25 protein-coding genes are annotated in these 26006 nt (G+C 37.2%); 6 read left to right on the top strand and 19 right to left on the bottom strand.

The window, feature by feature from the left end:
* Positions 1 to 53: 53 nt before the first annotated feature.
* From ACFQ3N_RS03895 to ACFQ3N_RS03860, 8 genes are all read right to left on the bottom strand, one after another.
* Positions 54 to 1115, bottom strand: a complete 1062-nt coding sequence (locus tag ACFQ3N_RS03895) for a M42 family metallopeptidase (RefSeq protein WP_390359710.1) — start codon at positions 1113 to 1115, stop codon at positions 54 to 56.
* A gap of 16 nt (positions 1116 to 1131) precedes the next feature.
* Entirely contained in the window at positions 1132 to 1578 is a 447-nt protein-coding gene (locus tag ACFQ3N_RS03890; RefSeq protein ID WP_390359708.1) for an Lrp/AsnC family transcriptional regulator, read from the bottom strand.
* Positions 1579 to 2101: 523 nt separating this feature from the next.
* A complete protein-coding gene (locus ACFQ3N_RS03885) occupies positions 2102 to 3733 on the bottom strand; it encodes an amidohydrolase (RefSeq protein ID WP_390359706.1) in 1632 nt (543 codons plus the stop codon).
* 6 nt (positions 3734 to 3739) lie between these two features.
* On the bottom strand, positions 3740 to 5179 hold the full coding sequence (locus ACFQ3N_RS03880) for a sodium:solute symporter family protein (protein ID WP_390359704.1): 1440 nt from the start codon (positions 5177 to 5179) through the stop codon (positions 3740 to 3742).
* Positions 5180 to 5544: 365 nt separating this feature from the next.
* A complete protein-coding gene (locus ACFQ3N_RS03875; RefSeq protein ID WP_390359702.1) occupies positions 5545 to 6483 on the bottom strand; it encodes an MBL fold metallo-hydrolase in 939 nt (312 codons plus the stop codon).
* Positions 6484 to 6771: 288 nt separating this feature from the next.
* Positions 6772 to 7185: an acyl-CoA thioesterase gene (locus ACFQ3N_RS03870; RefSeq protein ID WP_390359700.1), complete on the bottom strand. Its 414-nt coding sequence runs from the start codon at positions 7183 to 7185 to the stop codon at positions 6772 to 6774.
* Between the two features lie 14 nt (positions 7186 to 7199).
* Positions 7200 to 8324 (bottom strand): zinc-dependent alcohol dehydrogenase family protein, encoded by a 1125-nt coding sequence (locus ACFQ3N_RS03865; RefSeq protein ID WP_390359698.1) that lies wholly within the window; start codon positions 8322 to 8324, stop codon positions 7200 to 7202.
* Between the two features lie 393 nt (positions 8325 to 8717).
* Positions 8718 to 9509, bottom strand: a complete 792-nt coding sequence (locus ACFQ3N_RS03860) for an SDR family oxidoreductase (RefSeq protein ID WP_390359696.1) — start codon at positions 9507 to 9509, stop codon at positions 8718 to 8720.
* Between the two features lie 172 nt (positions 9510 to 9681).
* Between ACFQ3N_RS03860 and ACFQ3N_RS03855 the strand changes: the two genes are divergently transcribed.
* From ACFQ3N_RS03855 to ACFQ3N_RS03835, 5 genes are all read left to right on the top strand, one after another.
* A complete protein-coding gene (locus tag ACFQ3N_RS03855; protein WP_390359694.1) occupies positions 9682 to 10935 on the top strand; it encodes an Nramp family divalent metal transporter in 1254 nt (417 codons plus the stop codon).
* Positions 10936 to 10953: 18 nt separating this feature from the next.
* Complete coding sequence (locus tag ACFQ3N_RS03850; protein ID WP_390359692.1) at positions 10954 to 11970, top strand: NAD-dependent epimerase/dehydratase family protein; 1017 nt, start codon at positions 10954 to 10956, stop codon at positions 11968 to 11970.
* Positions 11971 to 13029 (top strand): dihydrodipicolinate synthase family protein, encoded by a 1059-nt coding sequence (locus ACFQ3N_RS03845; RefSeq protein ID WP_390359690.1) that lies wholly within the window; start codon positions 11971 to 11973, stop codon positions 13027 to 13029.
* Between the two features lie 91 nt (positions 13030 to 13120).
* Positions 13121 to 14431, top strand: a complete 1311-nt coding sequence (locus ACFQ3N_RS03840; RefSeq protein WP_390359688.1) for a hypothetical protein — start codon at positions 13121 to 13123, stop codon at positions 14429 to 14431.
* Entirely contained in the window at positions 14431 to 15303 is an 873-nt protein-coding gene (locus ACFQ3N_RS03835; RefSeq protein ID WP_390359686.1) for a Gfo/Idh/MocA family oxidoreductase, read from the top strand. The genes ACFQ3N_RS03840 and ACFQ3N_RS03835 overlap by 1 nt, the downstream gene beginning before the upstream one ends.
* A 96-nt stretch (positions 15304 to 15399) precedes the next feature.
* Here ACFQ3N_RS03835 and ACFQ3N_RS03830 read toward each other — a convergent pair whose 3' ends face one another.
* The 11 genes from ACFQ3N_RS03830 to ACFQ3N_RS03780 all read right to left on the bottom strand — a co-directional run bounded on the left by ACFQ3N_RS03830 (position 15400) and on the right by ACFQ3N_RS03780 (position 25178).
* The gene (locus tag ACFQ3N_RS03830; protein WP_390359684.1) at positions 15400 to 16356 is read right to left on the bottom strand and encodes a Gfo/Idh/MocA family protein; all 957 of its coding nucleotides are present in this window, start codon (positions 16354 to 16356) and stop codon (positions 15400 to 15402) included.
* 22 nt (positions 16357 to 16378) lie between these two features.
* Positions 16379 to 17002: a 3-hexulose-6-phosphate synthase gene (gene hxlA, locus ACFQ3N_RS03825; RefSeq protein WP_390359682.1), complete on the bottom strand. Its 624-nt coding sequence runs from the start codon at positions 17000 to 17002 to the stop codon at positions 16379 to 16381.
* A gap of 15 nt (positions 17003 to 17017) precedes the next feature.
* Positions 17018 to 17968 (bottom strand): sugar kinase, encoded by a 951-nt coding sequence (locus tag ACFQ3N_RS03820; protein ID WP_390359680.1) that lies wholly within the window; start codon positions 17966 to 17968, stop codon positions 17018 to 17020.
* Between the two features lie 52 nt (positions 17969 to 18020).
* Positions 18021 to 18695, bottom strand: a complete 675-nt coding sequence (gene rpiA / locus ACFQ3N_RS03815; protein WP_390359679.1) for a ribose-5-phosphate isomerase RpiA — start codon at positions 18693 to 18695, stop codon at positions 18021 to 18023.
* 24 nt (positions 18696 to 18719) lie between these two features.
* Positions 18720 to 20006 carry a TRAP transporter large permease gene (locus ACFQ3N_RS03810; RefSeq protein ID WP_390359677.1) on the bottom strand — a complete coding sequence of 429 codons (1287 nt, stop codon included), beginning with the start codon at positions 20004 to 20006 and terminating at the stop codon, positions 18720 to 18722.
* A complete protein-coding gene (locus ACFQ3N_RS03805; protein ID WP_390359675.1) occupies positions 20006 to 20491 on the bottom strand; it encodes a TRAP transporter small permease in 486 nt (161 codons plus the stop codon). The genes ACFQ3N_RS03810 and ACFQ3N_RS03805 overlap by 1 nt, the downstream gene beginning before the upstream one ends.
* Positions 20492 to 20769: 278 nt before the next feature.
* Positions 20770 to 21786, bottom strand: a complete 1017-nt coding sequence (locus ACFQ3N_RS03800) for a TRAP transporter substrate-binding protein (protein WP_390359673.1) — start codon at positions 21784 to 21786, stop codon at positions 20770 to 20772.
* 39 nt (positions 21787 to 21825) lie between these two features.
* Positions 21826 to 22458: a bifunctional 4-hydroxy-2-oxoglutarate aldolase/2-dehydro-3-deoxy-phosphogluconate aldolase gene (locus ACFQ3N_RS03795; RefSeq protein ID WP_390359671.1), complete on the bottom strand. Its 633-nt coding sequence runs from the start codon at positions 22456 to 22458 to the stop codon at positions 21826 to 21828.
* A gap of 10 nt (positions 22459 to 22468) precedes the next feature.
* A complete protein-coding gene (gene hxlB / locus ACFQ3N_RS03790; protein WP_390359669.1) occupies positions 22469 to 23023 on the bottom strand; it encodes a 6-phospho-3-hexuloisomerase in 555 nt (184 codons plus the stop codon).
* A gap of 63 nt (positions 23024 to 23086) precedes the next feature.
* Positions 23087 to 24091, bottom strand: a complete 1005-nt coding sequence (locus tag ACFQ3N_RS03785; RefSeq protein ID WP_390359667.1) for a LacI family DNA-binding transcriptional regulator — start codon at positions 24089 to 24091, stop codon at positions 23087 to 23089.
* Positions 24092 to 24353: 262 nt separating this feature from the next.
* Complete coding sequence (locus ACFQ3N_RS03780; protein ID WP_390359665.1) at positions 24354 to 25178, bottom strand: aldo/keto reductase; 825 nt, start codon at positions 25176 to 25178, stop codon at positions 24354 to 24356.
* Between the two features lie 274 nt (positions 25179 to 25452).
* On the opposite strand from ACFQ3N_RS03780, the gene ACFQ3N_RS03775 reads away from it, so the two are divergent.
* A complete protein-coding gene (locus ACFQ3N_RS03775) occupies positions 25453 to 25953 on the top strand; it encodes a hypothetical protein (protein ID WP_390359663.1) in 501 nt (166 codons plus the stop codon).
* Positions 25954 to 26006 lie beyond the last annotated feature (53 nt).

Here is a 26006-nt window from a genome sequence, read left to right as displayed (position 1 = left end):
ATAAGTGCAACTTAGGCTTTCGCCATTCAGGCTTAGCGATAAGCCTAGTTTTCTTAAAATTTAAATTGTAGATCTTCTTCCATAGTTAAAACAAATGCTTTTACCAATTCCTTTGTCGCATGTAAGTCTTTCATGTTAATCATCTCCACTGGTGAGTGCGCGTTTCGTGATGGAATCGATAAAACACCAGTGGGTATTCCTTTGTCGGCAAGTGCCACTGCCCCACCATCCGTACCTATTCCATTAAAAATCTCCAATTGATAATGGATGGATGATTGTTTAGCTATATTTTTTAAATAATCCTTTACTGACTTTTGAACAATAAGACTTGCATCCATTACCTTTATCCCTGTTCCTGCCCCTAGTTCCAAGCTTTGATCCATTGTTTCCTCTGGTGTATCACTTACAACAGTTGCATCTATTGCCAGGGCTACATCCACTTGTAGTGGCTTAATGGCTACCTGTGCTCCTCTTAAACCAACTTCCTCCTGAACCGCAAAGAGAAATACCACTTCACCAGCAAATTCCATATTCTGTAGTTCGTTCAAAGCAGTAAGCAGGACAGCACATCCAGCACGATCATCAAGCGCCTTACCTACCATCATTTGATTTTCTTTTGGCCCAATCAACTTACTTGTAGTAGACCATGTAACAGGTGTGCCAACTTCAATCCCAAGATCCTCTACCTCTTGTTTGGAACTTGCCCCCACGTCAATATATAATTGGGTATACTTGCGAACTTTCTTGGGATCATCAAATTTCACATAATGGGCGCCTAAGGTACCAATCACCCCATCAATTTCTTTGTCAGATCCCAGCACTTTCACTTCCTGTGCAAGGAGAATACGTTCATCATGCCCGCCCAATTTTTCAAAGCGGATCAGTCCATTATCTTCTATCTTTTTAACAATAAAACCAACCTCATCCATATGAGCAGTTAAAAGAGTTACAGGACCCGGTTTCGTTCCCTTTTTCCTGGCAATGACATTTCCCATAGGATCGATATGTACATGATCTACTTTTTCTTTAACGTATGCCTCCATAAAATAGGCTATATTTTGTTCATAGCCACTCGGACCATTTAGTTCCGTCAACTGTTTTACTAGCTCGTCCATCTCCACAACTCCTTATTTATATGTACTGAAATGTATTTTTATAAATTCGCATTTGTACAATTGTATTAATACCAGTTACGTGCGGGAGTTCGGTAACCTTCAAAACGGTATTAGTAATTTCATCATGATCCGAAACATTAATTTGTACGAGAAGCGGGAATTCCCCTGAAGTTAATGTAATGTAGCGAACCTCATGAATTTTCTGCAGTTCCTCAATTACTTCATTAACCGAGTTTGGCTGGAGTTTAATTTGGATGATGGCACCCGCCTTCAATCCAAGTGCAATTGGATTAACAACACCAACGACCTCTAATGTATTGCTGTCGATTAGGTTGTTATATCGAATGCGAATGGTCTTCTCCGTTACGTTTATCTCCTCTGCCATTTGCCTGAAAGACATACGGCCATCAACGGACAATTTCTGAATAATCTTCCTGTCCAAATCATCAATTTCATATTCCATACATTCACCTCACTTCTGTTTTAAGATACTTAAACAGTTTTATTAGTTTGTATAAAATGATAAAACGATACAATATTACCCATTTAATATACTAAACACCTAATATAATACCTCTTTATGAAATTATTTATAATTATACATTACAGAAGTATCAGAAATCAACAATTTTTTGAATAATAAATAGAGTTTTTTATGGTAGCGCTTGCAGTTGTGTTCACAGAACAAAAGCGTAAGTACCCTTACAGGCTAAGTTCGCCACATCCTTGAAAAAGAAAAGCACTTTTTCTGCGTGCGGATGCTTTTCAAGGGAGGTTTCCTTATCCTGTGGTGTCATCGGCACTAGTACGTCCTCGAAAAAGAAGTTCGCTTTTTTTCGTACGATGTTTCGCTGTCAAAGCATTTCTTGTCCTGTACGTCGGAACTGGACATGGCATACATTGTTAATAAATTTTTCTAACACACAAAAAAACTATGCAAAACCATTATCGGCTTTACATAGTCTCTTTAACACTATCTTATAAAATTAAAAATTACGTTCAAACAAAACTTCTCCACCGATCATGGTAATCTCTACCTTAATATCCTTCACTTCTAATGGATCTACTTCAAGTGGATTTCGATCGAGTACTGCGAAATCAGCCCGCTTTCCCTCTTTTATGGTTCCATTAACATCTTCTGTTCCATTCAGTTTTGCACCATAAATAGTCATAGATTTTAAAGCTTCCAAAACGGATACCTTTTCCTCCTCACCTAGTACATGGCCATCACGCGTAATTCGATTTGCCGCAGCCCATACAGAGAACAGTGGTGAAATAGGTGTGATTGGACAATCGGAATGTAGGGTATATATTATTCCGTGATCAGCGACACTTGCAATTGGATCTAGTTTGGCACCACGATCAGGTCCAAGGAATATATCCCGGTGATCATCACCCCAGTAATAGACATGATTAATAAATAGTGATGTAGCAATACCGTATTTTTGCATCGCTTCTAAATCCTGTTTTCTTGCAGTCTGCAAATGTTCAATCCGGTGTAGATGATTGTCATTAGGTTTTTTATCCAATGCATTTGCATAGCCTTCTATAATCGACGCTATTGCAAGATCCCCATTTCCATGTGTGGTAATTCGAAATCCTTCGTTGTGAAACCGTTCGAAGTGGGTATTTAACGTTTCCTGGGAATGAATAAGTTCACCATTAAAATCTTCCTCCCCATGGTAACCATCCCTTAATGCAGCAGTACGCCCCTGAATAGATCCATCCTGAAAAAGCTTCACACTGTCTAAAACACCACGACCGCCGGAATCATTTCGAATTTGCTTATCAATGGCTTTAGCATCCATACCAGCAAATGCACCAACGTTATCAAACAAGTGATGCATGATCATATAGCGCATGTTTAGTGGGTTCTTTTGAGTACGAACAGCTTTCATATGTGCACGGTACTCATCCAAACCCATATCTAACCCAACTGCAGCATCCGTGCTCGTCGTAATTCCCTCTTTCAGATAATCATACGAAGCCGCTTCTAGCTGGTCTACAAGTTCATTCAATGTAGGCATAGGCATTAGATGCATGACACGTTCTAAAACAGGTAGTTCATATAACACTCCATCCAACTGGCCATTTTCATCACGACCAAAATGTCCCCCTGAAGGATTTTCGATATCCTCGGTAACCTCACAAATCTCCAAAGCTTTCGAATTGACTACCGCAAGATGCCCGGAAATATGGCGAATAAATACAGGATGATTTGGCGCAACATCGTCCAACTCACGTCGGGTAAGATGACGATTCTCTTTAAGTTTCGTATTATCGTAACCGGCTCCTACAATCCAATCTTCAGCAGATTTGCCTTCTATCTCTCGTTTTACAATATCCAATATATCGTCAATTGCTTTATTAGGAGGTGTCGAACAATTTAATTGTTGTTTTTGTCGTGCATACATAAATAAATGATTATGTGTGTCGATAAAACCCGGAATTAATGTACGTCCCTTTAAATCAAGCCATTGGTGCGCTTTTAGGTATGGCAATGCTTCATCAAACCACACCTTCGTAATGGTTCCATTTGTAAGTCCTACTGCTTTTGCTGTTCGGTTATCCTCTAGTGTAAGAATATTTCCATTATAGATGATTTTATCATAATCCAATCTCTTCTAACCCCTCTCATGGACATCGTTCTTCTGCTTTTTAAAGTCTTCGTAATATATCGCATTCACTTTTTCATTATTCGAATGACCAGTGAATAAGCTTACCACTACCATTATTATTAATGATGCAGAAAAACCGACAATAGTTTCATCAACTGGCGTATTTAAAAATGGCCAAATTATCGTTAATACTGCTGCTACAATCATCGATGATAATCCTCCAATGGCTGTTACACGTTTCCAAAACATAACGGCTAAGAACGGAAAAACAAGTGTAACTGCAGATAAACGAAGCGCCCATTGATACATATCAATAATGTTCGTAATATTATACGCTACAATCAATCCTAATACTGCAATTATGACAACACTTAAGCGTGATACCCGCATCATTTGACGTTCACTAGCATCAGGCCTGATTAATCTCGCATATAAATCTTTCGTTAAATTCGAACTTCCTTGCAAAATAAATGAGTCTGCCCCCGTCATAAGTGCTGACAATAAACCAACAAGAATAATCCCACCTAATGCAGATGGCAATAATTCAACTGTGACATAAGAAAAAATCAGATCCGGATTAATATCTGCAGGTACATATCCACGAGCTATAACGCCGATTGAATATGGCAAAATTGAAATTAACGTTGCAATAATAACAGCAGTAACCCCAGCTTTTGTCGCGACCTCTTCCGATTTTGAGGCAAAAATCCGTTGCCACGTTGATTGCCATATTAAATAAAACGGTCCGACAGACAACGCATAGATTAATACTGCTGCCACACCTTCTTGTCCAAATGGTGTTAAATAATCAGTTGGAGTCGAAGCTAAAATTTCTTTCAACCCTCCACCGTATACAATACTTGCTATAAAGAGCGCAATAATTCCAATCACTAAAATAATGGATTGGATCGCATCCGTTATGATGGTTGCAGGCAGCCCTCCTAAAATCGTAAATCCTAAAATAAGCGCAAATGCCATAATAATTCCTGCGTTAAATGACATATCAAATGCTAATGTAAAAACCGTTGACATTCCAACAATCTGAAGTGCAAGCGTCGGAACTGAATAAATAAATGCAGATAAGATAGAAGGGAATATCCCAATCTTACTACCAAAACGCTCACTGAATAAATCAGCTAATGTATATAACTTCTGTCGACGTAGTGGTTTTGCAAATAACACGATCAAAATCAGTGTAAATATGTACGCGGGCAATGCAAATTTAAAAAATCCTGACATACCGATCGTGAATCCCATTCCAACCCAACCGATAAAAACTGCGGCACCACAAAAAGTACTGATAATCGTTCCCACGATTGGCCAGAAACCCATGCTCCAGCCAGCAATCAAGTAATCATCAGAACTTTTCACCCGGAAAAAATACCAAAACCCCATTCCAAATAGAAATCCAAAATAAATAATAAAATAAATCAAATACCAACTCATGTAGTAAATCCTCCAAAGAATGCAGACTAGGTAACATTATAAATTAGATAAAAATAAATGTATAACGTAATGATGGTAAGGGTTTATTAGTATTTGCCATTATTTTATGGAATTTGGGAGTTATTTATTCTATGAGTTGAATTATTGCAAGAAGTGAGGAATTTTGCCGGAAAAGAAGAGATAACAAGTCAAATATAGTCAATGCGAAAAAGATAAAAAATTCTCGAGTCCCAAAGTTTAAGTCCGGTATAAAGAATATTTATTAGCCAAATATTATCATGTCAAAAATGCAACATACGAAAATAAGTGCATATATACAAATAAGGAACCTAATTAAACTGGTTCCTTTTTTATGCAATCCATAGTTAAATAGTATATAAATATTTCCCGTTTACCGTCTCTTTTTTACATTCTCCCCTTGCAACTAAATATTCGAGATGTGCAATCGTTTCACCGATAGCAAACCTTGTCTCATGAATCGTAAGTTCTTTTTTAAATAACTTTTGACAAACCTCATACACCGTACTACTTCCACGGACTAACTCCAAAGTATGCGCCAATCTATCGTCATGATGCGATCTTATCTCATCAATTCTTTTATTAGCTCCATAAAATGGGTTTCCATGAGAAGGGACGACAAAATCAGCATCCAGTTTTCTTATTTTATCCAATGATTGCAAGTAAGTACCCAATGGATTGGGATCGCCATGAAACCAGTAAGATATATTTGGTGTGATCTTAGGTAAAATATGATCGGTGGATAATAGCATGTTTTTCTCTTTATTATAAAAACTTACCAGACCATCCGAGTGTCCAGGTGTGAAGATTACTTCATATTCATACTTGCCAATCGGAAACTTTTCACGTTCTTCTAAGTAGTGACCCACTGTAGGGTATGGTGTAACAGAAGATACAAATTCCTTTGTGTTAACTATCATTTTAGTCGCTATATCTTCAGGGATATCTGCTAACATATAGTTATCTGATAGGTTATTAATGGTATTCTCTTGCCAGGCATTTGATCCTGCATCTGAATCAACCTTAGTCATGGAGACACATGCACTTGTTTTTTCTTGCAGTGCTCCCGCGTAACCATAATGATCTGGGTGGTAATGTGTAACGATAATATCTGATACCTTTTTCCCTACCAGTTCCTGTTCCCATCTTCTTCTCGTTGGAGTGTTATTCAACCCTGTGTCGATTACTTTCCAACCATTTTCTCCCTCAGCAATAAAACAATTCACATGATTTAGCCTAAAGGGAAGATCAAGCTTGATAAGTTTTAAACCATATTCTTCGAGCATTACTGTCACATCCTGCTTACCGTATTTTTATTTACTATTTATTGTAGCATTTGAGTAGGAAACGTGAAGTTCTTCTATTATTTCTGAAACAGTTTTAATTTTTTCAATTGACAGACCAATTAAAATCGATAATGTCCGCCTCCTTAAAATGTTTCCATTTATTTAATATTTCCGAATAGTCATTCTTCTCTTTCTTTTTATAGTAATAGAAACCTTATAGTTTTACAAGATAAATAGCACATCGAATAACGCTCTGTTATCCCATGTGTTATCCGTAGAAATGACGTATTATTCCCCTGGTTCAGGAGTCTCTTCATATAAATGCTTTTCCAGTTCCTTTCTGATATGATCTGGAATCAGTTCAGATTTTTGGTTACCCGTATGATAATTCACATATACCGCTTTTCCCTTGGCACAAAGATTACCGTTTTGACGGATTTCCTCATATAATTCCAAACTTGAATTCCCTAATTTCTTCACCCACGTGCATACTTCCACATCAATTCCAAAATAAACTTGACTCACATAGTCAATATTGATGTTCAGTATAATCATTCGCCAATTTTCAAATGAATCATCTGGTGTGAATAATTTAAAAATTGGGTTTCTCGCAGCCTCGAACCAAATTGGTAATGTCGTATTATTGATGTGACCGACTCCATCAGTTTCAGACACTCGGGGCTCAATTATTTTTTTGTACATAACGTTCCACCTACCTAAAAATTAATAATAATCCGGGAAGATTTTCCTTTACCTAGCTTGTCAAACCCTTCATTGATTTGATCTAACGAAATAATTTCTGTGGTGAGTTTGTCGATCTGCAATCTTCCCTGTTTATATAAATTAATAAACCTCGGGATGTCCCTCTCAGGAACACAGCTGCCGACATAGGATCCTTTTAAACTTTTTTCTTCTGCAGTTAAACTAACATAAGGAAAAGAAAAATGATGATCAGGATGTGGTAATCCAGTAGTAACAGTCGTTCCACCACGTTTGGTAATACCATAGGCGACTTCCATTGCAGGTACCACACCAGCCGTTTCAAATACGTAATCAAGTCCGCCTCCTGTGGTATTGCGGATTTGCTCTATAACATCTTTATCCATGGAGTTGAATGTCTCCGTTGCTCCTAATTCTCCTGCCTGTTGTAATTTCGTCTCATTAATATCCACTGCTACTACTTTACCAGCACCAGCTGCTACCGCACCAATCAGCGCACTTAATCCAACACCACCTAGTCCAACAATTGCCACTGTACTGCCTAATTTAATAGATGCCGTATTTACCACTGCACCGACACCCGTTATGACAGCACATCCAAACAGGGCTAACTCTTCAAAGGCTATATCTTTGGGTACTTTTATTAATGAATTCCTTGATACAACTGCATATTCTGAAAAAGCAGATACTCCTAAATGATGGTTGATAGATTCCTCACCTGCGTGCAATCTTTTTTCACCACCAAGTAATGTTCCAGCCGTATTCGTTTTTGCTGCTGTTTCACATAAAGCAGGACGACCTTCTTTACATGGTAAACAGTGACCGCAACTCGGTACAAACACACACACAATATGATCCCCGGGCTTTAGGCCTGTAACACTTTCACCGACTTCCTCCACAACACCAGATGCCTCATGACCTAATGCCATCGGTAGCGCCCTTGGTCTACTACCATTAACGACAGATAAATCTGAATGACAGAGACTAGCAGACTTTATTTTAATTAAAACTTCACCTTGTTTTGGAGCATCCAAGTCCAACGTTTCGATTTTGATAGGACGACTTTTCGCATATGGGGTTTCAAGTCCTAATTCCCGTAACACAGCTGACTTCACCTTCACATTACCAACTCCTCTGAATTTTGACTCTTTTTAATATTTTATCAAAGATAGAAGTGGAAAGGTGAATAAAACTAATATTAGAAAACTCGGCTTATCACCAAGCCTCAGTTGTTCTTATCTATAAGAAAAGCGCAAGCGCCCTGAAAGACACGACCGCATAAGCAAAACGGCTGGAGAAAGGTGGTTTTTCCTTTCGCAAGACGGATTGCTTATGTCGCGAGTGGCTGGGCGCTGGAGCTAGACATGGCTCTTGCTGACAAGAAACTTTATAGTACCAAAATTTTATACTTTCCTTACCTTTAAAAAAAGAAACCAGAGATCTCTGATTCCTTTTTAATAGCAGTCTTACTCTAAAATAATGTTAACCGCTTGCCCGGTTCGGAGCCAAACAAATCACAACGCTTTAACCATCCCACCATCGACCAATAGAGACTGGCCGGTTATATACGTATTAGCTCCCGAACATAGAAACACAACTGTCTTTGCGAACTCTTCTGGTGTACCATATCTACCGATTGGAATCTGTTTCTCTGCATCTGATTTTACCTTTTCCATACTAGCATTAAGCTCATCTGCTCGTTTAGAATTAAGCTGCAAGATACGGTCTGTGGAAATCTTTCCAGGTCCAATCGTGTTAATCAAAATATTATCTGCTGCAAGTTCTTGTGATAGACTCTTGGCAAGCCCAACAATACCAGTTCTAAACGTATTGGACAAAATTAAATGATCAATTGGCTGTTTTATTGAAGAGGAGGCGATATTTACAATATGTCCACTCCCTTGTTTCTTCATGTATGGTATCACTTCCCGAATGGTTCTAATAAAGCTAAGTAGATTGAGTTCAAATGCTTGTTGCCATGCCACGTCATCGAAATCCTCAAATGAACCAGCTGGTGGTCCTCCTGCATTATTTATCAAAACATCAATGGTTCCATTTGTTTCAACTATTGTACTAATCATTTGTTTGATAGAATCAGGGTTCGTAATATCACAAACAGCGTATTCAACATTTTTATTCCCAGTACCCTCCTGGATGTCCTTTTTAACTTTCTCCAGCGTTTCTTTATTTCGGCTTGATATAAAGACATTGGCTCCTTCTGCAGCAAACTGATAGGCCGTAGCCTTTCCTAATCCTTTACTGGATGCAAGTACCAATACAGATTTTCCTTTTAGACCAAGATTCATTGTTTTTGCCTCCTTGTTATCGTATATTACTTACATTATAGCCTGATTTATCATCTCCTTCATGTAAAAGGCATTTTTTATTTAAAGACATAATTAAGACGTTTTCTTTAAATCCAGAATTCAATATAATGAATTTAATCAATATTCTAAATAAATATTCAGGAGGGATTTCATGCAATCGCAACAAGCTAAAGATCATTCACCTAATATTGAAAGCGGTAACAAAGGTGGTAGCAAAAAGAATATTTTTAAATTCTTAGGCCCAGCTCTTATCACCTCTGCGTTAGTATTAGGACCTGGTAGTTTAACGCTCTCATCTACCATTGGTGCAGTTTTTGGAAATCAGCTAGTATGGATTTTAGTTGTAACTGTAATTTTCATGATGATTTACACAGAAATGAGTACACGAATTGGTTTAGCCTCGAAAATTAGTTTTATCCAAATCATAAAACAAAAATGGGGTAAGTGGGGGGCACTTCTCATTGGTATTGGTGCATTCTTGGTAACAGCATCATTCCAAGCCGGAAACTCGATTGGTATTGGTGTTGCTGCTTCAGCTATTGTAGGTCTGAATCCGGAATTTTGGGTTGTGGCATTTACTATTGCTGGTGCTCTACTATTATTTTCGAAAGACTTTTATAGTATTTTGGAAAAATTAATGATAGGTCTAGTAGCTCTCATGTTAATATCTTTTCTCATAACTGTATTCCTTGCAAAGCCATCTATTGGATCAATAGCCAGTGGCCTTGTCCCATCAATACCTACAGGATCGTTAGGTTTAATCATTGCACTAACCGCTACTTGTTTTTCCATCGTGGGGGCAAGTTATCAATCATACCTTGTTCAAGAAAAGGGTTGGACTAGAGACACTGCAAAAGAAGGTATGAAAGAATCCTATTTAGGTATCTTTTTACTCGGTTTAATATCTCTTTTAGTTATGATTGCAGCAGCTGCCGTACTTAAACCAGCAGGTATTCAGATTGATTCCGTAGCCGATATGGGCTTAGCGTTAGAACCATTATATGGAACTTGGGCAACAACACTATTTATGTTTGGACTTTTTGGAGCAGCATTTTCATCCCTAATGGGGAACGCAACCATTGGTGGAGCAATGATTTCAGATAGTGTTGGTTTTGGAAGTAAATTAAAAGACAAGAAAGTTAAGCTGGCAATTATCACGGTTATGTTATTTGGCTCTATCATTGCCATCATATTTGGCGGTGCTCCACTTAACTTGATTATATTTGCACAAGCAATCACGATCGTTGCTGTACCTTTTATTGCTATAGCTTTACTAGTTGTAGCAAACGACAAAGAAATCATGGGCGATCTAAAAAATACATGGTTCAAAAATATGATTGCTATTGCCGGTTTAATAGTATTGCTACTACTAGCATTTAATAATGTAAAAAATATCTTTTTATAAACTTAATGAGGTGATTACATGCAAACAATAGAAGAATTAGATGAAATAATGACAAAACCTTCACCCCGTTTAATAAATGATTTAAAACAAATTTCTGGTGACATTATGATTCTTGGGGTAGGCGGGAAAATGGGGCCATCATTGGCCAAATTAACGAAACGGGCAATTGATGAAGCAGCTTTAGAAAAGAAGGTAATTGGAGTTTCCAGATTCTCTTCAGGTCCCTTACAAAAGGAACTAGAATCATTCGGTATTAAAACAATTACTGCTGATTTGTTAAATGATAAAGAATTACAGGCATTACCAGATGTAAAAAACATTATCTTTATGGCTGGGAAAAAGTTTGGAACAATGGGAAACGAACATGTAACCTGGGGCATGAATACGTACTTGCCAGGTAGAGTTGCTGAGAAGTTTTCAAACTCTAATATTGTCGTATTTTCATCAGGAAATATTTATCCCTTTGTCGACATCACAAAAGGTGGCTGTACAGAACATACGCCAACAAACCCGATTGGTGAATATGCTCAATCTTGCTTAGGAAGAGAACGAGTTTTTACACATTTCGCTAAGAAAAATAATACACCTATTCTGTTGTATAGATTAAATTATGCAATAGACATGCGATATGGCGTGCTGTTGGAAGTTGCAAAACAGGTCTATGAGGAAAAACCAGTAGATCTGAGAACAGGACATGTTAATGTTATATGGCAAGGTGATGCGAATGAATTTGCGCTTCGGTCATTACTTCACTGCAGTACTGACCCAGCAATATTAAATATTACAGGTCCAGAAACAGCTTCTGTTCGCTGGTTGGCGGAAGAATTTGGTAGACATCTCAATAAAAAGGTTTCGTTTAAAAATGAGGAGGCACCAAATGCCCTACTCAATAATTCCGGGAAAGCACATAAATTATTCGGTTACCCGAGTATACCGTTACAACAAATGATTGAATGGACTGCAAAGTGGCTCCAACATGGTGGAGAAATTATGGAAAAGCCAACACACTTCCAAGAAAGACAAGGGGCGTTTTAAATGTTACAACAAGCTATTAAAAATCTGCTTTTTGAAGGAACTGTTATACCAGCTCACCCACTTGCACTTACAGAAGACAAAAAGCTAGATGAAAATAGACAACGAGCTTTAACCAATTATTATATGGATGCGGGTGCAGGCGGTATAGCGGTTGGTGTTCATACCACACAATTTGAAATTAGAGACAAAGAGTTTCAGCTTTTCGAAAAAGTTTTACAACTGGCTACTGAAGAAGTAAACAAACGTAACTTAGACCGTCCTTTCATTAAAATTGCAGGTATCTGTGGTTCTACTGACCAAGCCGTACGTGAAGCACAGATTGCATCGAATTTAGGATATGATTTAGGACTTTTAAGCTTCGGAGGACTTAATCATTTATCAGAAGAAGAGTTGCTGAATCATGCCAAGCAAGTTGCTGAAGTAATACCAATCTTCGGTTTTTATCTTCAGCCTGCTGTTGGTGGAAGAACGTTAAGCTTTGATTTTTGGAGAAGTTTTGCTGACATTGAAAATGTGCATGCGATAAAAATGGCACCGTTTGACCGCTATAAAACGCTGGATGTTATTAGAGCAGTGTGTCACTCCAATAGAGGAGATAAGATCGCTCTTTATACTGGTAATGATGATAATATTGTTATAGATTTATTAACTACCTATGAAATACAAGTCGAGGGCAAAACCATCAGGAAAAATATAGTCGGTGGACTGTTAGGTCATTGGGCTGTCTGGACCGAAAAAGCAGTAGAACAGTTCAAACATATTAAAAAAACACGTCTGGAAAATGGGGATGTTTCAACGTTTTTCCCATTATCTCATCAAGTTACGGATGCCAATGCTGCTTTCTTTGATGCACATAATAGTTTCAAAGGCTGTATTGCCGGCATCAATGAAGTCTTAGCACGACAAGGATTACTTAGAGGTAACTGGTGTCTACTTGATAAGGAAAAACTTAGTCCTGGACAATCAGAGGAAATCGACCGTGTCTATTGTGAATATCCTCACCTGAATGACGACGAATTCATAACAAAAAACCTAAACAAATGGCTGAGACGAGATTGATTTAATTTTAAATATAGATAGAATATAGTTAGTACACGGAAACACTACGCATACAGTGTTTCCTCTTTTCCTATTAAGGAGTTGTTAAGACATGATTAGAATCGGAATTATAGGACCTACCTGGACTAATGAGCGAATCAAACGCTCCCTGAAAATGTTCCCAAACTTCGATCCAATATATAAAACATCGAACAACATATATGACGCTTCTGATTTTACAAAGGAATTAAAAGAAAAATGCGATGTGCTGCTTTACTCTGGATACATACCTTATTCCATATCCAAGGAGCATATCCCTATCAACCTACCAGCACATTTTGTTCCTATAAAAGGGGCTTCCTTGTACCGGGCTTTTTACAAACTTCACAAAAAACTTACAAACTTTACTACCATATCCATTGATACATTGTCCCTGCATGAGATTAACCATTTAAACAATGAACTGGATGAATCCATTAAGAGCATACATTACGATTCCAGACTGTCTCTTGCTAAAACCGATGAAATTGTGAACTTCCATGTGTCAAACTATAATCAAAATAAAACAGATTGTGCCTTAACTGGTTTAAAGGTTGTGTCAGAGCAATTAACCCAAAAAGGAATACCAAACGAATGGATATTACCAACAGAAGAGGATATTATTGTGACCCTCGAGAGAGCACTTTTATCAACAGAGCAACGACAAAAACTAGAATCACAAATCGTTTTTGGCATTGTACAGGTCGAAAACTTCGATCAGCTAAAGCGACAGATAACATCTGAGCAACATATCCAACGTCTCTATTTAGATGTTCAAAAGACAATCTTAGATTTTGTTGAAATTGTAGAAGGCTATTTAACAGTATTAAATGGCAATGAGTATATGTTTGTTACCACAAGAGGAACCTTTGAACGAGTAACGCAAGGGTACAAATACTTCCCCCTCATCGCAGATATGAAAAAGCAGCAAAAACTGAGTATCTCAGTTGGTATTGGATTCGGATTATCCGCGAATGAAGCAGGTACTCACGCAAGGATGGCACTATCTCAGTCTATCGATTTTGGAGGAGAAAAGTGTTTCATTGTAAAAGAGGATCGTAGTGTGATTGGTCCGATTGAGAATAATCCACCACTGACATACCCACTAAACATTACGAATAAAGAGCTATTGAAACAATCAGAGGATACGTCTATATCCCCCTATTATTTAAGAAAGGTCATATCAATCATTGAGCGGCAAAATATTGATACATTTACAGCACAAGAATTAGCTGCATCGTTAAGTGTAACGACAAGAAGTGCCCACCGCATTCTTTTATCATGGTTAGATGCTAACATTGTAGAAATTGTTGGCATTGAAAAACTTCAATCGAAAGGACGTCCCCGTCAAGTATATAAAATGTTATTAAGAGGTGAAAAATAATGAGTTTGAATATTGGTATGATTGGTTTAGATACTTCCCATGTAGAGATATTCACAAAGTTGCTCCATGAAAATAAATATCAACTTAGAAATTCAAAAGTCATTATAGGCTGTCCTTACGCTGCTGAAGATTTGGATTTGAGTATAAACAGGGTGAATAAATATACTGCTGTTTTGCGGGATGATTATGGGGTAGAAATCACTCCATCTATTAATGACGTAGCAGAAAAAGCTGATGCTATCATGATTACTTCAGTAGATGGCAGAAAACACCTAGATCTGTTTAAGAGAGTTGCATCCTATAGTAAACCTATATTTATTGATAAACCTTTGGCACTATCGGAGCTGGATGCAAAGGAAATCCTTACATTAAGCAAAAAGTATCATTCACCAATTATGTCATCCTCTTCGTTACGTTACGCTGATTCACTCCAAAAACATCTAGCAGATTCACCTGGACAACTTAAAGGCGCATATTTATCCGGACCGCTTCCATTTATAGAAAAGATGCCTTATTACTTTTGGTATGGTATACATATGGTTGAATTGTTGTTCACCATTATGGGACCAAATTATAACCAGGTAACTGTTTCGGGCAACAATGATTATGATGTGATTTCTACAGAGTGGGCTGATGGCCGATTCGGAATAATTCGCGGGAGCCATAACTGGCATGGAAATTTCGAGGCAATCCTTCATTATGAAAATGAAACAGTTCACCTGCCTATCTATAAAGATGAGAAACCTTACTATGCTTCTTTACTAGAACAAGTCATTACGTTTTTTGAAACAGGTAATAATCCAATTCCTGAGGAAGAGACATTAGCAATCATTAGATTTATAGAAGAAGCGAATGAAAAAAGAAAAATCTAACGCCATCATTAAAATCTCCTAATAACAATTATTAGGAGATTTTTTATACATTTTCGACAAAATCCGCTCAAAACCGGAAAATAACAGGCCCCTCTTCTACTGTTTTCTGGCTGATTCGGTAATGCTTAGTACGTCCTTACTGAGTTGTTTTAGTTCTTCGTATCTTTGTTGGTCGTTGGTTTTGATTATGTTAACGAAGCTTTGTATCTCATAGATCATGTCTTTATCATCTTGATCCTCATTTATAGCCGTGGTACTCCCGTCGTGGATATTTGTTAACTGCAAGTTTGTTAATCTTCCAGGATCATCGATCGTTATAGTCCCCTTCTCACCGTGGATCTCAGAAGCAAGATAGGAAGTAGTAATCTTGGAACAAATAACGGTACATGTAAAGTCCGTATAGTTTAATATAAGTGTTCCGCCGCCATCTACCCCGGAATCTAATAAGACTGGAAAATATGTACTTGTTTCTGGTTTTCCGAACAACGCCACCGCCAAAGAAAGTGGGTAAATCCCTAAATCTACAAGTGCTCCCCCAGAAAATTCAGGTGAGAAAACATTCGGATTTTCTCCATTTAAGTAGTCCGTATAGCGTGATGAATATCGCACGCGGTGTAATATGGAACCACGAATTTTTCCGATATGATCAAGGTTTTCTTTTAATGAAGTGAAATTTGGAACATGGATGTTTCGCAATGCTTCAAATAAATATACATTATTATCCGCAGCTATCTGATAGGCTTTTTCCAATTCAACAGTTTTAGAAAATATAGGCTTCTCACAGATCACATGTTTGTGATTTTTTAAGAACATTAGTGCCTGCTCAAAGTGTAAAGAATTCGGTGACGCAATGTAGATACAATCGATAGAATTACTTTTGGCCATCTCCTCTAAGTTGGTAAACGTATTTTCTACTCCATGAGTACTTGCAAATTCGTTCGCTTTTTTCTCTGTTCGGGAGTATACAGCAGAAAGGGTTAATAGACCTGTTTCCTTTGCAGCTTTTATAAACTTACTTGTGATCCAATTTGTTCCTATTGTACCTAAGTTCATTTCGAATCTCCCCTTCCTTTAGTTAGCTTGACTTAATCATTTTTCTCATCTTACTAGCTACTTCTTTAGGATTTTCCGACTTTGTTATAGCACTTCCAACTATTACAGTATCCGGCTTTTCCTGAATAATATCAGGCAGTGTATCTAAATTAATGCCACCTGCTACGGTAACCTCAAAATCAAGACCTTTTACCAAGGAAAATAATTCTGTATCAAAGTTTCCTTCTTGTTGTTTATCCTTACCAACATGTAGGCTAACCAGACGAACATCTATTTTTTTTAGCTGTTCCATTCTATCTCTTGAAGAAACTTCCAATAAATCAACCATAACTTGTTTCCCATACTGCTGGGCAACTTGTAACGTATCTTTGATGGTTAAATCGGATGAAAAAGCCATAACCGTAACGATATCAGTTCCCGCCTCAAATGCTTGTTTTGCTTCATGGCCTCCAGCATCACACGTCTTCATATCGGCTACAATTGCTTTGTCTGGATAAAGTTCTCTCATCTCACGAACAATAGCCATTCCATATTCCTTTATAACACCTGTACCAACTTCAATAAAATCAATTTCATCTTTTGTTTCATCAACAATTCGAAGACATTCTTCTCTGGTTAACCGGTCTAGAGCAAGTTGTAAGTTCATGCTAACACTCCTTCTTTATCGTTCGATTCGTTCAATTTCACCTAGTCGCCCCTGCACATCTTCATAATATGGCAATCCTTCATTATCACCAACAACACTAACTACCATCGAACCAATCGTATTAGCAAAGTGCAATGTCTTTTCCAACGGCCAGTCCTTTAAAATACCATAGATGATACCTGCATTATATCCATCTCCCGCGCCAACTGTATCAACCACTTTAGAAGGTTTGACTGGTGGAGATTCGATAATTTCTCCGTTATGATATCCAACAGACCCTTTATCACCTTGTTTAACAGCTATAAAGGAGATGCCTAGCTCCTTCGCTTTTTCAATAATGACTTTTGGATCTTTTTCTCCGATAATAATATCCATTTCTTCATCACCAGCAAGCAGTATATCAACATGCGGCAGGATTTTAGATAATACTTCTTTTGCTTTTTCTTTACTCCACATACGCAAACGAATATTAGGGTCAAAAGAGATCTTTAATCCATGTTTCTTCGCTAATTCAATGGCTCGATCATAAATTGCAATATTTTTTGAATCAATGGCAGGGAAAATCCCAGTTATATGCAACACTTTAGCTTGTTGAAAATATGCTTCATCCAAATCAACTGGTGTCATCGTTAAAGTGGGTGATTTGTCACGATAGTAAAATGTTCGTACACTTCCATCTTCCATAATTTCTTTAAAGTTCAATGAAGTAGGATATCCATCAACTAAATCAACTTGGGAAACGTCAATCCCCTCACCACGAGCAAATGTTTGAATATGTTTACCAAATTCATCATTACCTAACTTGCTTATATAACCTGATTTAAGTCCAAGTCGTGCACAGCCAATTGCTAAATTGAGCTCTGCACCTCCTATTTTTTTCTCAAAACTATTTACAAACTTCATCGGACCTGTCGAACCAGGACTAAATGCGATCATCGCTTCTCCGATTGTAATGACATCGTTCATTCTTACTCCTCCTAGCTGAAATCATGGTGCATGTAAATTTCGATTCTTTGATCTACGCTAATTTAATTAGTTTGCCATTTTTAGTACTAATCACATTGGTCGTCATCCCAACAAATAATCCCGTTTCCACGACTCCTACTAATAATTTTAACTTCTCGTGTAATGTTGCAGGTTCTTTAATTTGACCAAAATCACAGTCCAAAATGTAATTCCCATTGTCTGATACAAATACATGATTGTTTGTTTCCCTTAATGTTGTAGAACCACCTAGCTTTGCAATACGGCTAGCAGTTACTTCCCAGCCAAACGGTACGACTTCTACTGGTAGGTAAAAAGTACCCAAGTGAAGGACTAGTTTAGATTCATCGGCAATAATAATAAGCTGTTTCGCTTCAGCGTCAACAATTTTCTCCCTGACCAATGAACCACCACCACCTTTAAGAAGATTTAAGTGTTCATCAACCTCATCGGCTCCATCAATAGCCAGATCAATCTGCTGTATATCGGAAAATTCAAGTAGAGGAATGTGAAACTCCTTCGCTAATCGCTCTGTTTTTTTGGAAGTTGGAATTCCCTTTACATCCAATCCTTCTTCCACACGCTCGCCTAGTTTTTTTAGCATCCAGTAGACAGTTGACCCAGATCCCAGGCCAACTGTCATACCATTTTTAATATACTTTGCTGCCTCTTCACCAATGATTTTCTTATTTCTATCCAATTCGTTCATGGGTTAATCCCCCTTTTTCACTCATCAAAATAGAGCCGGATTGATCAACTTCGGTACATAAAAAGCAATATCCGGGAAGAATGCTATAAACACGAGTACTGCTAAAATAATAACCAGATACGGTAGTACTGCTACAAAGGACCTTTCAATCGACATGTTTCCGATTTTGGCTGCAAGTAATAAACATAACCCATAAGGTGGTGTAGTAAGTCCTACTGCCAATGTCATAACAACTACTAAGCCAAGGTGAACTGGATCGATACCAAACTGCAGGGCAGTTGGTAAAATAACGGGTACAAATAATATCATGGCTGGAATTGCATCCATAAATGTACCTATAAAAAGGAAGAATGCAATAATGATGATAATAAATAACCCTTTGGTTCCTACGTTATTCGTAAAGAAATCTTGAGCAATTACGCCTAATTGGTAATAACTCATTAGTTCACCCAGTGCACTTGCTGCTGCTAATGCAAAAAGTGATAGCGAGCTTAATGAAAGTGTATCAACTAGGATTTTAGGCAAATCTTTTATTTTGATGGTTTTATATAGAAACATACTTATTAACAACGTGTACAAGGATGCTATCGCTGCTGCTTCTGTTGCCGTAAAGAACCCAGTCGTGATCCCTCCAATAATGATGAAGATAGTAAACAGAGCCGGGAGTGTTTCAACTAATAATTTTAGAAATTTCGTAAACTCTACTTTCGCAGATTTAGGATAATCTCGTTTAACAGCTAAAATATAAATGAAAACCATCATACCGATTCCAATTAATACTCCTGGTACAATTCCACCAAGAAATAACGCACCAACTGAAGCGTTGGATAAACCAGCGAAGATAATCATGGGGATACTTGGCGGGATGACAACCCCGACAGTTGAAGATGCAGCGGTTACTCCTACTGCTGTTTCTTTATCATATCCTTTTTTAATCATGCTTGGTATAAGGATTTTACCAACACCAGCTGTATCTGCTTGGGAAGCACCGGAAACCCCTGCAAACATCATGGATACTAATATATTTGCATGTGCTAATCCACCGCGTATAGGTCCGACAATCGCTAGTGCTAGATCAATTAATTTCGTTGATATTTTTCCGGAGTTCATTAAGTTGGCAGCTAAAATGAATAAAGGAACTGCTAATAGTACAAAGGAATTCAGTCCATTAAGCATCTTCATTGGAACGGATATTTCCGGAATGTAAGGAATATCAAGAATACCAACCAAAGCAACAATTCCAATTACAAAAGCAATAGGAATCCCAACAAACATTAATACAATAAATATACCTAATAATAAAAATCCCATTATTCATTGACCTCCTTTACTTTTAGCGCCTTAATGTTATGAATAAGATGTGCTAATGAATAGATAACCATCGTTATAGCCATAATTGGAATCGAAATCCAAACATACCCCATCTTCATTTCTGGTAAAGCAGTCCAATTGTAATCCCAAAAACGTTGTACAACCTGTAAACCAAAATAGAAAATGGCTACGTTAAATAGGATTAGGATAACATCGTTAAATATTTTTAATGATGTATTTGCTTTATTTTTTAATTTTCGTTGTAGAAAATCAAAGTTAAAATGATCTCTACGGTTAACCGCTACCGCTGACCCCATAAAAATCGCCCAAATAAAGGAATAATTCGCAACCTCTTCTGTCCAAATGACAGATATTCCTAAATGTCTTGTAGTAATTTGAATTACGATTGCAACAAAAAATATCGTTAAAAACAGTACACCGACTGTTAATTGGACTTTTTCAAGCATCCGAATAAAACGATTCATGTTTACCCTCCTCCTTAGAAAACTTGGCATTCGTTAAAGGGATTCTTGGTAAGCGTACTTTGCTTTCTTAGAAGCCCTTATGCTTTGGAGTGCAAGCCTTTATGGCGAATGACCTAGTTGCATTTATGCAACTAAGAAAGTTTTATATTTTCTTATTTGCTAAAGAAAAAACATTGAAAACTTGGCTTATCGCCAAGCCTAAGTTGCACTTATCTACTAAAGGAAAGGACACATCAAAGTGTCCTTCTCTTTTAGTGGTTGTTATTTTTTACTGTTGTCTATTGATTATCTCTAATTTTTTCTAGTAAATCTTCAACACCCATATCCTCAGCTGCTTGGTCCTGGAATGGTTTCGCTAGGTCGATAAATGGTTGTCTGTCAATTTCATTAACTTCTGCACCATCATCGATCGCTTGTTGTTTATATTCATCTTCCTGCTTATAAAGTGCTTCTCTTTCTGCCTTTACAGATTCCTCAGCAGCATTCAATAGGATCTCCTGTTGTTCTTCTGTATAATTGTCAAATTCATTTCCGTTCACTAATAAGAAACGAGTTGTGTAATCATGTCCAGTTTCTGTGATATATTTTCCATTATCCGTGGTGTGATGATTTTGCTGTACAAAATACGGATAAGCGTTTTCAGCAGAATCTACAACATCTTGCTGTAGTGCTTGATACAATTCACCCCATGCTACTGAAGTTGGAACTGCACCAGTTTCTTTCCAATAATTTGCCACAACACCAGATGTTTGCGTCCTCATGGTTAATCCATTTAAGTCATCCATCGATTCAAGTGGTTGCTTACCATAATAATGTCTTACGCCAGCTGACCAGTATCCAACAATCCTAAAGTCATTATTTGATTCTTCATTAATAATAGTTGCCATTTCTTCCCCAACTTCACCATCAACTGTTTGTTCCCAGTGGTCATAGCTAGTAAATAGATAAGGTAGAGCGAATAAATTCACTTCATCAATACCTGTTTGAGTCATAAATCCTGGTGATACAAGCACTACATCAGCGCCACCAGTTTGTAGCTTTTCAACAAGTTCTGATTCTTCTGTACCAATTGTTCCTGCATGTACTTCTACTTCAATCGCACCGTCAGATTCCTCTTCCGCTACTTCTTTAAATTTTAATAGCCCGTCCTGATATGGGTTTTCTGGAGATGTTTGGTTATGGGCAGCGATTATTTTAATACTGTCCTCACCAGCACCACCTTCATCCCCGTTACCTCCACAACCAGCAATAACTGTCATAGCAACTAATAGTAATATAAAAGTAAATTTTTTCATGTTGAACTCTCCTTTTTTGTTTTAAAATATATGGATTACTTATGTGCTCGCTAACTTGTCCACAAATCGTGTTGCCTCAACCGTCAAACGCTCATAATCAGCCTTTGTTTGAAGTTTTGAAACATTTACCAGATTACTTCCAATTCCTACAGCCTTACTACCTTTTGAAATGTAATCATTCATGTTATCTAGTGTGATACCACCAGTTACCATTACTGGAATGTGTGGAAGTGGTCCTTTAATATTTTTTATATAATTAGGTCCAAAAGCATCTGCAGGGAAAACCTTCACCATACTCGCTCCATGTTCATAAGCAGTTAAGATTTCTGTCGGAGTAAGAGCGCCTGATATATTTAGGATTCCATATCGATTTGTTACTTTAATTGTTTCTGGATTCAGTGTAGGTGACACGATAAATTCAGCTCTCGCCATAATGACAGCTCTAGCGGTTTCTGGATCTAAAACAGTTCCTGCACCAATTGCAACTTTTCCTTTAAACTCCTTAACTGCAAGCTCGATTAACGTTGTTACGTGTTGCGTTTCTGCAGTTATCTCAACGGCTTTAACACCCCCTTTATATAAAGCATCAATAATCGAAACAATGTTATTTTCATCTGCCTTTCGAATGACAGCTATAATTTTATGATCATCTATCGTTTGCATAAGCGACATTGTTCCACTCCTATTCTAAATTGGCATGTTTTTGATTTAATTTTGCATTATTTTTCTCATCCTGTTGTTGCAAAAGGTAAACAACGACTGCATCTAATAACAAATGTGCAGATTGATCAAATTGACTACCTAGTGGCTGAATGGTGTCCGGCTCTTGATCCAGACGTTTCTTAGTTGCTGCCGGAATCTGAACAATACAGTTACTAAGTTGACCTATTGCAGAATTTTTATTTGTGGTTACTAAAGCAACTTTAAAACCAACATCTTTTGACTTTGTTGCGTATTCTTTTAAGGAACTAGTAGATCCTGATCCCGAAATGATAAGTAGTAAATCATTACTTTCAATACTTGGCGTTATCGTTTCCCCAACCACATAAATTTGATAACCACTATGCATCAAGCGCATGGCAAACGTTTTCCCAATTAACCCTGAACGGCCAGTCCCTGCAACAAATATTCGATTAGCCTTTTGCAGCGAGTCAGCCAATTCTTCTGTTTCACTAGGATTTACGTGGCGCAATACTTCACTTACTTCATTAGCAATGACATCCGTTATTTTTTTCATTATTTTGTCCACCTCTAACCATATTAGTTCCACTATTTTCATACATTTATGAAATAAATATCTTTAACAAGAAGATCTCTTGATTAATTGAGGTTCAAACCGAAAAATTTCTGCCTCAACTTCCGATTCTTTATTTGATATTCTAGTTAATAATAATTCAGCTGCTTTTTTACCCATTTCAAATGCAGGTTGGGCAACAGTTGTTAGGGCAGGACTATAAAAGTTAGCAAATGAAACATCATCAATTCCTATAACAGCTAAATCTTCTGGAATTCTAATTTGATGTTCTTTCGTATACTTTAGAATTTCAAACAGTACTCTATCATTCAATGCAAGTAGGGCTTGTGGTCGGTTTGGTGAACCCAGCATAGTTTCTAAAACCGATTGAATGTGCGGAATCTCTGCGCTAACGAGATATTCTTGTTTAAAAGGAATTTGATGATCCAGTAAAGCGTTTTTATAGCCATTAATCCTTTCCATCCTAGGCGTAATGCATTTACCTAAAGATGGGCTGATCATTCCAATTTGGTCATGTCCTTTTTGTAAAAACGCATCAACAGCTAGCTTAGAAGCCTTTTCATTGTCCAATAATACGGTGTTAATGGGTAACTCAGGAATCATTCTATCCATAAATACGATTGGGTATTTTTCACTAACCAGTCGTTTGTATAAGTCAACATTACCGCCAGTAGGAAAGGCAATAATTCCATCTACCTGTTTCGCACGTAGCATGTCGATATAGCGCTTTTCTTTAACAGGATCATCATCAGCATTACAAACAATTACGTGAAAATTTGATTCATTACAGAAATCCTCAATAGATCGAATAACCTGTGTTGAAAATACGTGTAAAATATTTGCAACGATTACGCCGATTGTCTTCGTCGATTTCATTTTTAAACTTCTTGCAACAATATTAGGGCTATAACCTAACTCCTCAATTGCAACCTCAATTCGCTTTTTTGTATCTTCTCTCATATAATCAAAGCGTTCGTTCAAAAATTGAGATACCGTACTTTTGGAAGTTCCTGCATGCTTTGCCACGTCTGAAATTGTAACTGCTTTCATAATTTGTCTCCTATGTATTAATCATTTACTAAATCGATTTAGTAAACCGATTTAGTAATAGTATAAAATAGATGTAAGCGTTTTACAATAGGAGATTTTATATAATTTTAGAAAACTTGGCTTATCGCTAAGCCTTAGTTGCACTTATGTAGATAATAAAATTTTTTACTTTCTTATCTACTAAAAAATACTAGATCCAATTCACATTATCTCTGTGACTGTTGGACCCTAGTATTTTGTTTACAATATATTTATTTAATGATTAAAACTTATCGGGGTCTGGACCGCTTCGGTCATCACAATTTAAGCTGTTGATATTATCCATATCCGATTTTGTTAACGTAAAATTAAATATGTCAGCATTTTCTTTAATTCGATGTTCCTTGGTAGATTTCGGAATGGTTATCACACCATTTTGTAAATCCCATCTTAAGATCACCTGTGCTGTAGATTTTTGATGCTTTTCAGCAATTTCAACAATAATGGGTTCATGTAATAGCGCACCTCTTTTTAATGGAGACCACGCTTCGAGTTGAATATTTTCCTTTGTACAAAACTCCTGAAGGTCAACTTGTGTCAGATGAGGGTGATATTCAACTTGGTTAATCACAGGTTTAACATTACAATCAGCCAAAAGATCCTGCAGGTGATGGATATTAAAATTACTTACCCCAATCGCACGCACTTTCCCGTCTGCATACAATTTCTCAAGGGCTTTCCACGTTTCCTTAAACAACCCCTTTACAGGCCAATGAATTAAATAAAGATCCAAATAATCTAAATCTAGCTTCTTAAGGCTCGTTTCAAATGCTTGTAGAGTGCTATCGTAACCTTGTTCATCATTCCATACTTTTGAAGTGACAAAGATTTTCTCTCTTGGTACATCAGACTCCTTAATGCCCTGTCCAACTCCTGCTTCATTCTTATAAAGAGAAGCAGTATCAATACTTCGGTAGCCGTTATTTATCGCTGCTTTAACAGACTCTATTACTACTTCTCCATCTTCAGCTTTATAAACACCCAAACCAAATCCAGGCATTTTCACACCATTATTTAGTGTAACTGTATCTTGTAAACTCGTGATCATATGCTTACCTCCTTCATTAATATTTATGCTTTCTATCATATACTACATATTCTAGTGAGTGAATTATTTAAATTTGGCTTTCTTCCTATAATAATTTTGAAAATCTTAAATAACTACTGTAAAAAATTAATCTTAGTATGTTTTTACTCGTTGGAAATCAACTTATAAGACAATGTGAGCTTATTTTGGAAATTGCACGAGAACTGAGATGGTGGTATATTTTTAGTAAGAAAAGGTTTCATCAAATAATAAAAACGGAAAGGAGGAAGAAATAATGCATGAACAATTACAACAGATCCTAGCTGAAATTAAAGATATTAAAGGTACCATGGCAACCAAACAAGACATAGTGAACATGGCCACTACAGATGACCTTGAGAATATGGCTTCTAAAGATGATATTTCGAACATGGCTACGAAAGATGACCTTGCGCTTATGGCTTCTAAAGACGACATTTTGAACATGGCTACAAAGGATGACCTTGCGCATACTGCTTCTAAAGATGACTTCGCACTCATTAAAGATGAACTTAAGCTTATGGCAACAAAAGACGATCTCGCGCTTATGGCAGCTGGGATCAACGCTCACTTTATGCGAATAGAAGAAAAACTGGACAAGCATACTTCACAAATTGATAGGAATTTCGAGCAGATTGTTCGCAATGCTGAGAGTTTAAGTGAATTAGGTGATAATCATAAACGTCAGGAGAAAAACCTGGAAACACTTGCTTTACGTTCCATTGAACAAGAAAGTGTATTGCGGGATCTAAAATGATAGATTCAAATTCGAATGTTCAACAGTCTAAGCTATTTTCCACTACTAACCCT

The sequence above is a fragment of the Virgibacillus byunsanensis genome (assembly GCF_042675965.1).
In the GTDB taxonomy this organism is placed as follows: Bacteria; Bacillota; Bacilli; order Bacillales; family Amphibacillaceae; genus Virgibacillus_R; species Virgibacillus_R byunsanensis.
Note: the sequence above shows the minus strand (reverse complement) of the source record. Positions and strands in the feature narration are given on the sequence as shown.

Coding starts and splice junctions, on each gene's coding strand:
- ACFQ3N_RS03775 (WP_390359663.1), top strand. CDS start 25,453: ATGCATGAACAATTACAACAGATCCTAGCTGAAATTAAAGATATTAAA.
- ACFQ3N_RS03835 (WP_390359686.1), top strand. CDS start 14,431: ATGAGTTTGAATATTGGTATGATTGGTTTAGATACTTCCCATGTAGAG.
- ACFQ3N_RS03850 (WP_390359692.1), top strand. CDS start 10,954: ATGCAAACAATAGAAGAATTAGATGAAATAATGACAAAACCTTCACCC.
- ACFQ3N_RS03855 (WP_390359694.1), top strand. CDS start 9,682: ATGCAATCGCAACAAGCTAAAGATCATTCACCTAATATTGAAAGCGGT.
- ACFQ3N_RS03785 (WP_390359667.1), bottom strand. CDS start 24,091: ATGAAAGCAGTTACAATTTCAGACGTGGCAAAGCATGCAGGAACTTCC.
- ACFQ3N_RS03795 (WP_390359671.1), bottom strand. CDS start 22,458: ATGTCGCTTATGCAAACGATAGATGATCATAAAATTATAGCTGTCATT.
- ACFQ3N_RS03800 (WP_390359673.1), bottom strand. CDS start 21,786: ATGAAAAAATTTACTTTTATATTACTATTAGTTGCTATGACAGTTATT.
- ACFQ3N_RS03870 (WP_390359700.1), bottom strand. CDS start 7,185: ATGTACAAAAAAATAATTGAGCCCCGAGTGTCTGAAACTGATGGAGTC.
- ACFQ3N_RS03860 (WP_390359696.1), bottom strand. CDS start 9,509: ATGAATCTTGGTCTAAAAGGAAAATCTGTATTGGTACTTGCATCCAGT.
- rpiA (WP_390359679.1), bottom strand. CDS start 18,695: ATGAACGAATTGGATAGAAATAAGAAAATCATTGGTGAAGAGGCAGCA.
- ACFQ3N_RS03845 (WP_390359690.1), top strand. CDS start 11,971: ATGTTACAACAAGCTATTAAAAATCTGCTTTTTGAAGGAACTGTTATA.
- ACFQ3N_RS03890 (WP_390359708.1), bottom strand. CDS start 1,578: ATGGAATATGAAATTGATGATTTGGACAGGAAGATTATTCAGAAATTG.
- ACFQ3N_RS03805 (WP_390359675.1), bottom strand. CDS start 20,491: ATGAATCGTTTTATTCGGATGCTTGAAAAAGTCCAATTAACAGTCGGT.
- ACFQ3N_RS03820 (WP_390359680.1), bottom strand. CDS start 17,968: ATGAACGATGTCATTACAATCGGAGAAGCGATGATCGCATTTAGTCCT.
- ACFQ3N_RS03875 (WP_390359702.1), bottom strand. CDS start 6,483: ATGCTCGAAGAATATGGTTTAAAACTTATCAAGCTTGATCTTCCCTTT.
- hxlB (WP_390359669.1), bottom strand. CDS start 23,023: ATGAAAAAAATAACGGATGTCATTGCTAATGAAGTAAGTGAAGTATTG.
- ACFQ3N_RS03895 (WP_390359710.1), bottom strand. CDS start 1,115: ATGGACGAGCTAGTAAAACAGTTGACGGAACTAAATGGTCCGAGTGGC.
- ACFQ3N_RS03840 (WP_390359688.1), top strand. CDS start 13,121: ATGATTAGAATCGGAATTATAGGACCTACCTGGACTAATGAGCGAATC.
- ACFQ3N_RS03830 (WP_390359684.1), bottom strand. CDS start 16,356: ATGAACTTAGGTACAATAGGAACAAATTGGATCACAAGTAAGTTTATA.
- ACFQ3N_RS03780 (WP_390359665.1), bottom strand. CDS start 25,178: ATGATCACGAGTTTACAAGATACAGTTACACTAAATAATGGTGTGAAA.
- ACFQ3N_RS03880 (WP_390359704.1), bottom strand. CDS start 5,179: ATGAGTTGGTATTTGATTTATTTTATTATTTATTTTGGATTTCTATTT.
- hxlA (WP_390359682.1), bottom strand. CDS start 17,002: ATGAACTTACAACTTGCTCTAGACCGGTTAACCAGAGAAGAATGTCTT.
- ACFQ3N_RS03810 (WP_390359677.1), bottom strand. CDS start 20,006: ATGGGATTTTTATTATTAGGTATATTTATTGTATTAATGTTTGTTGGG.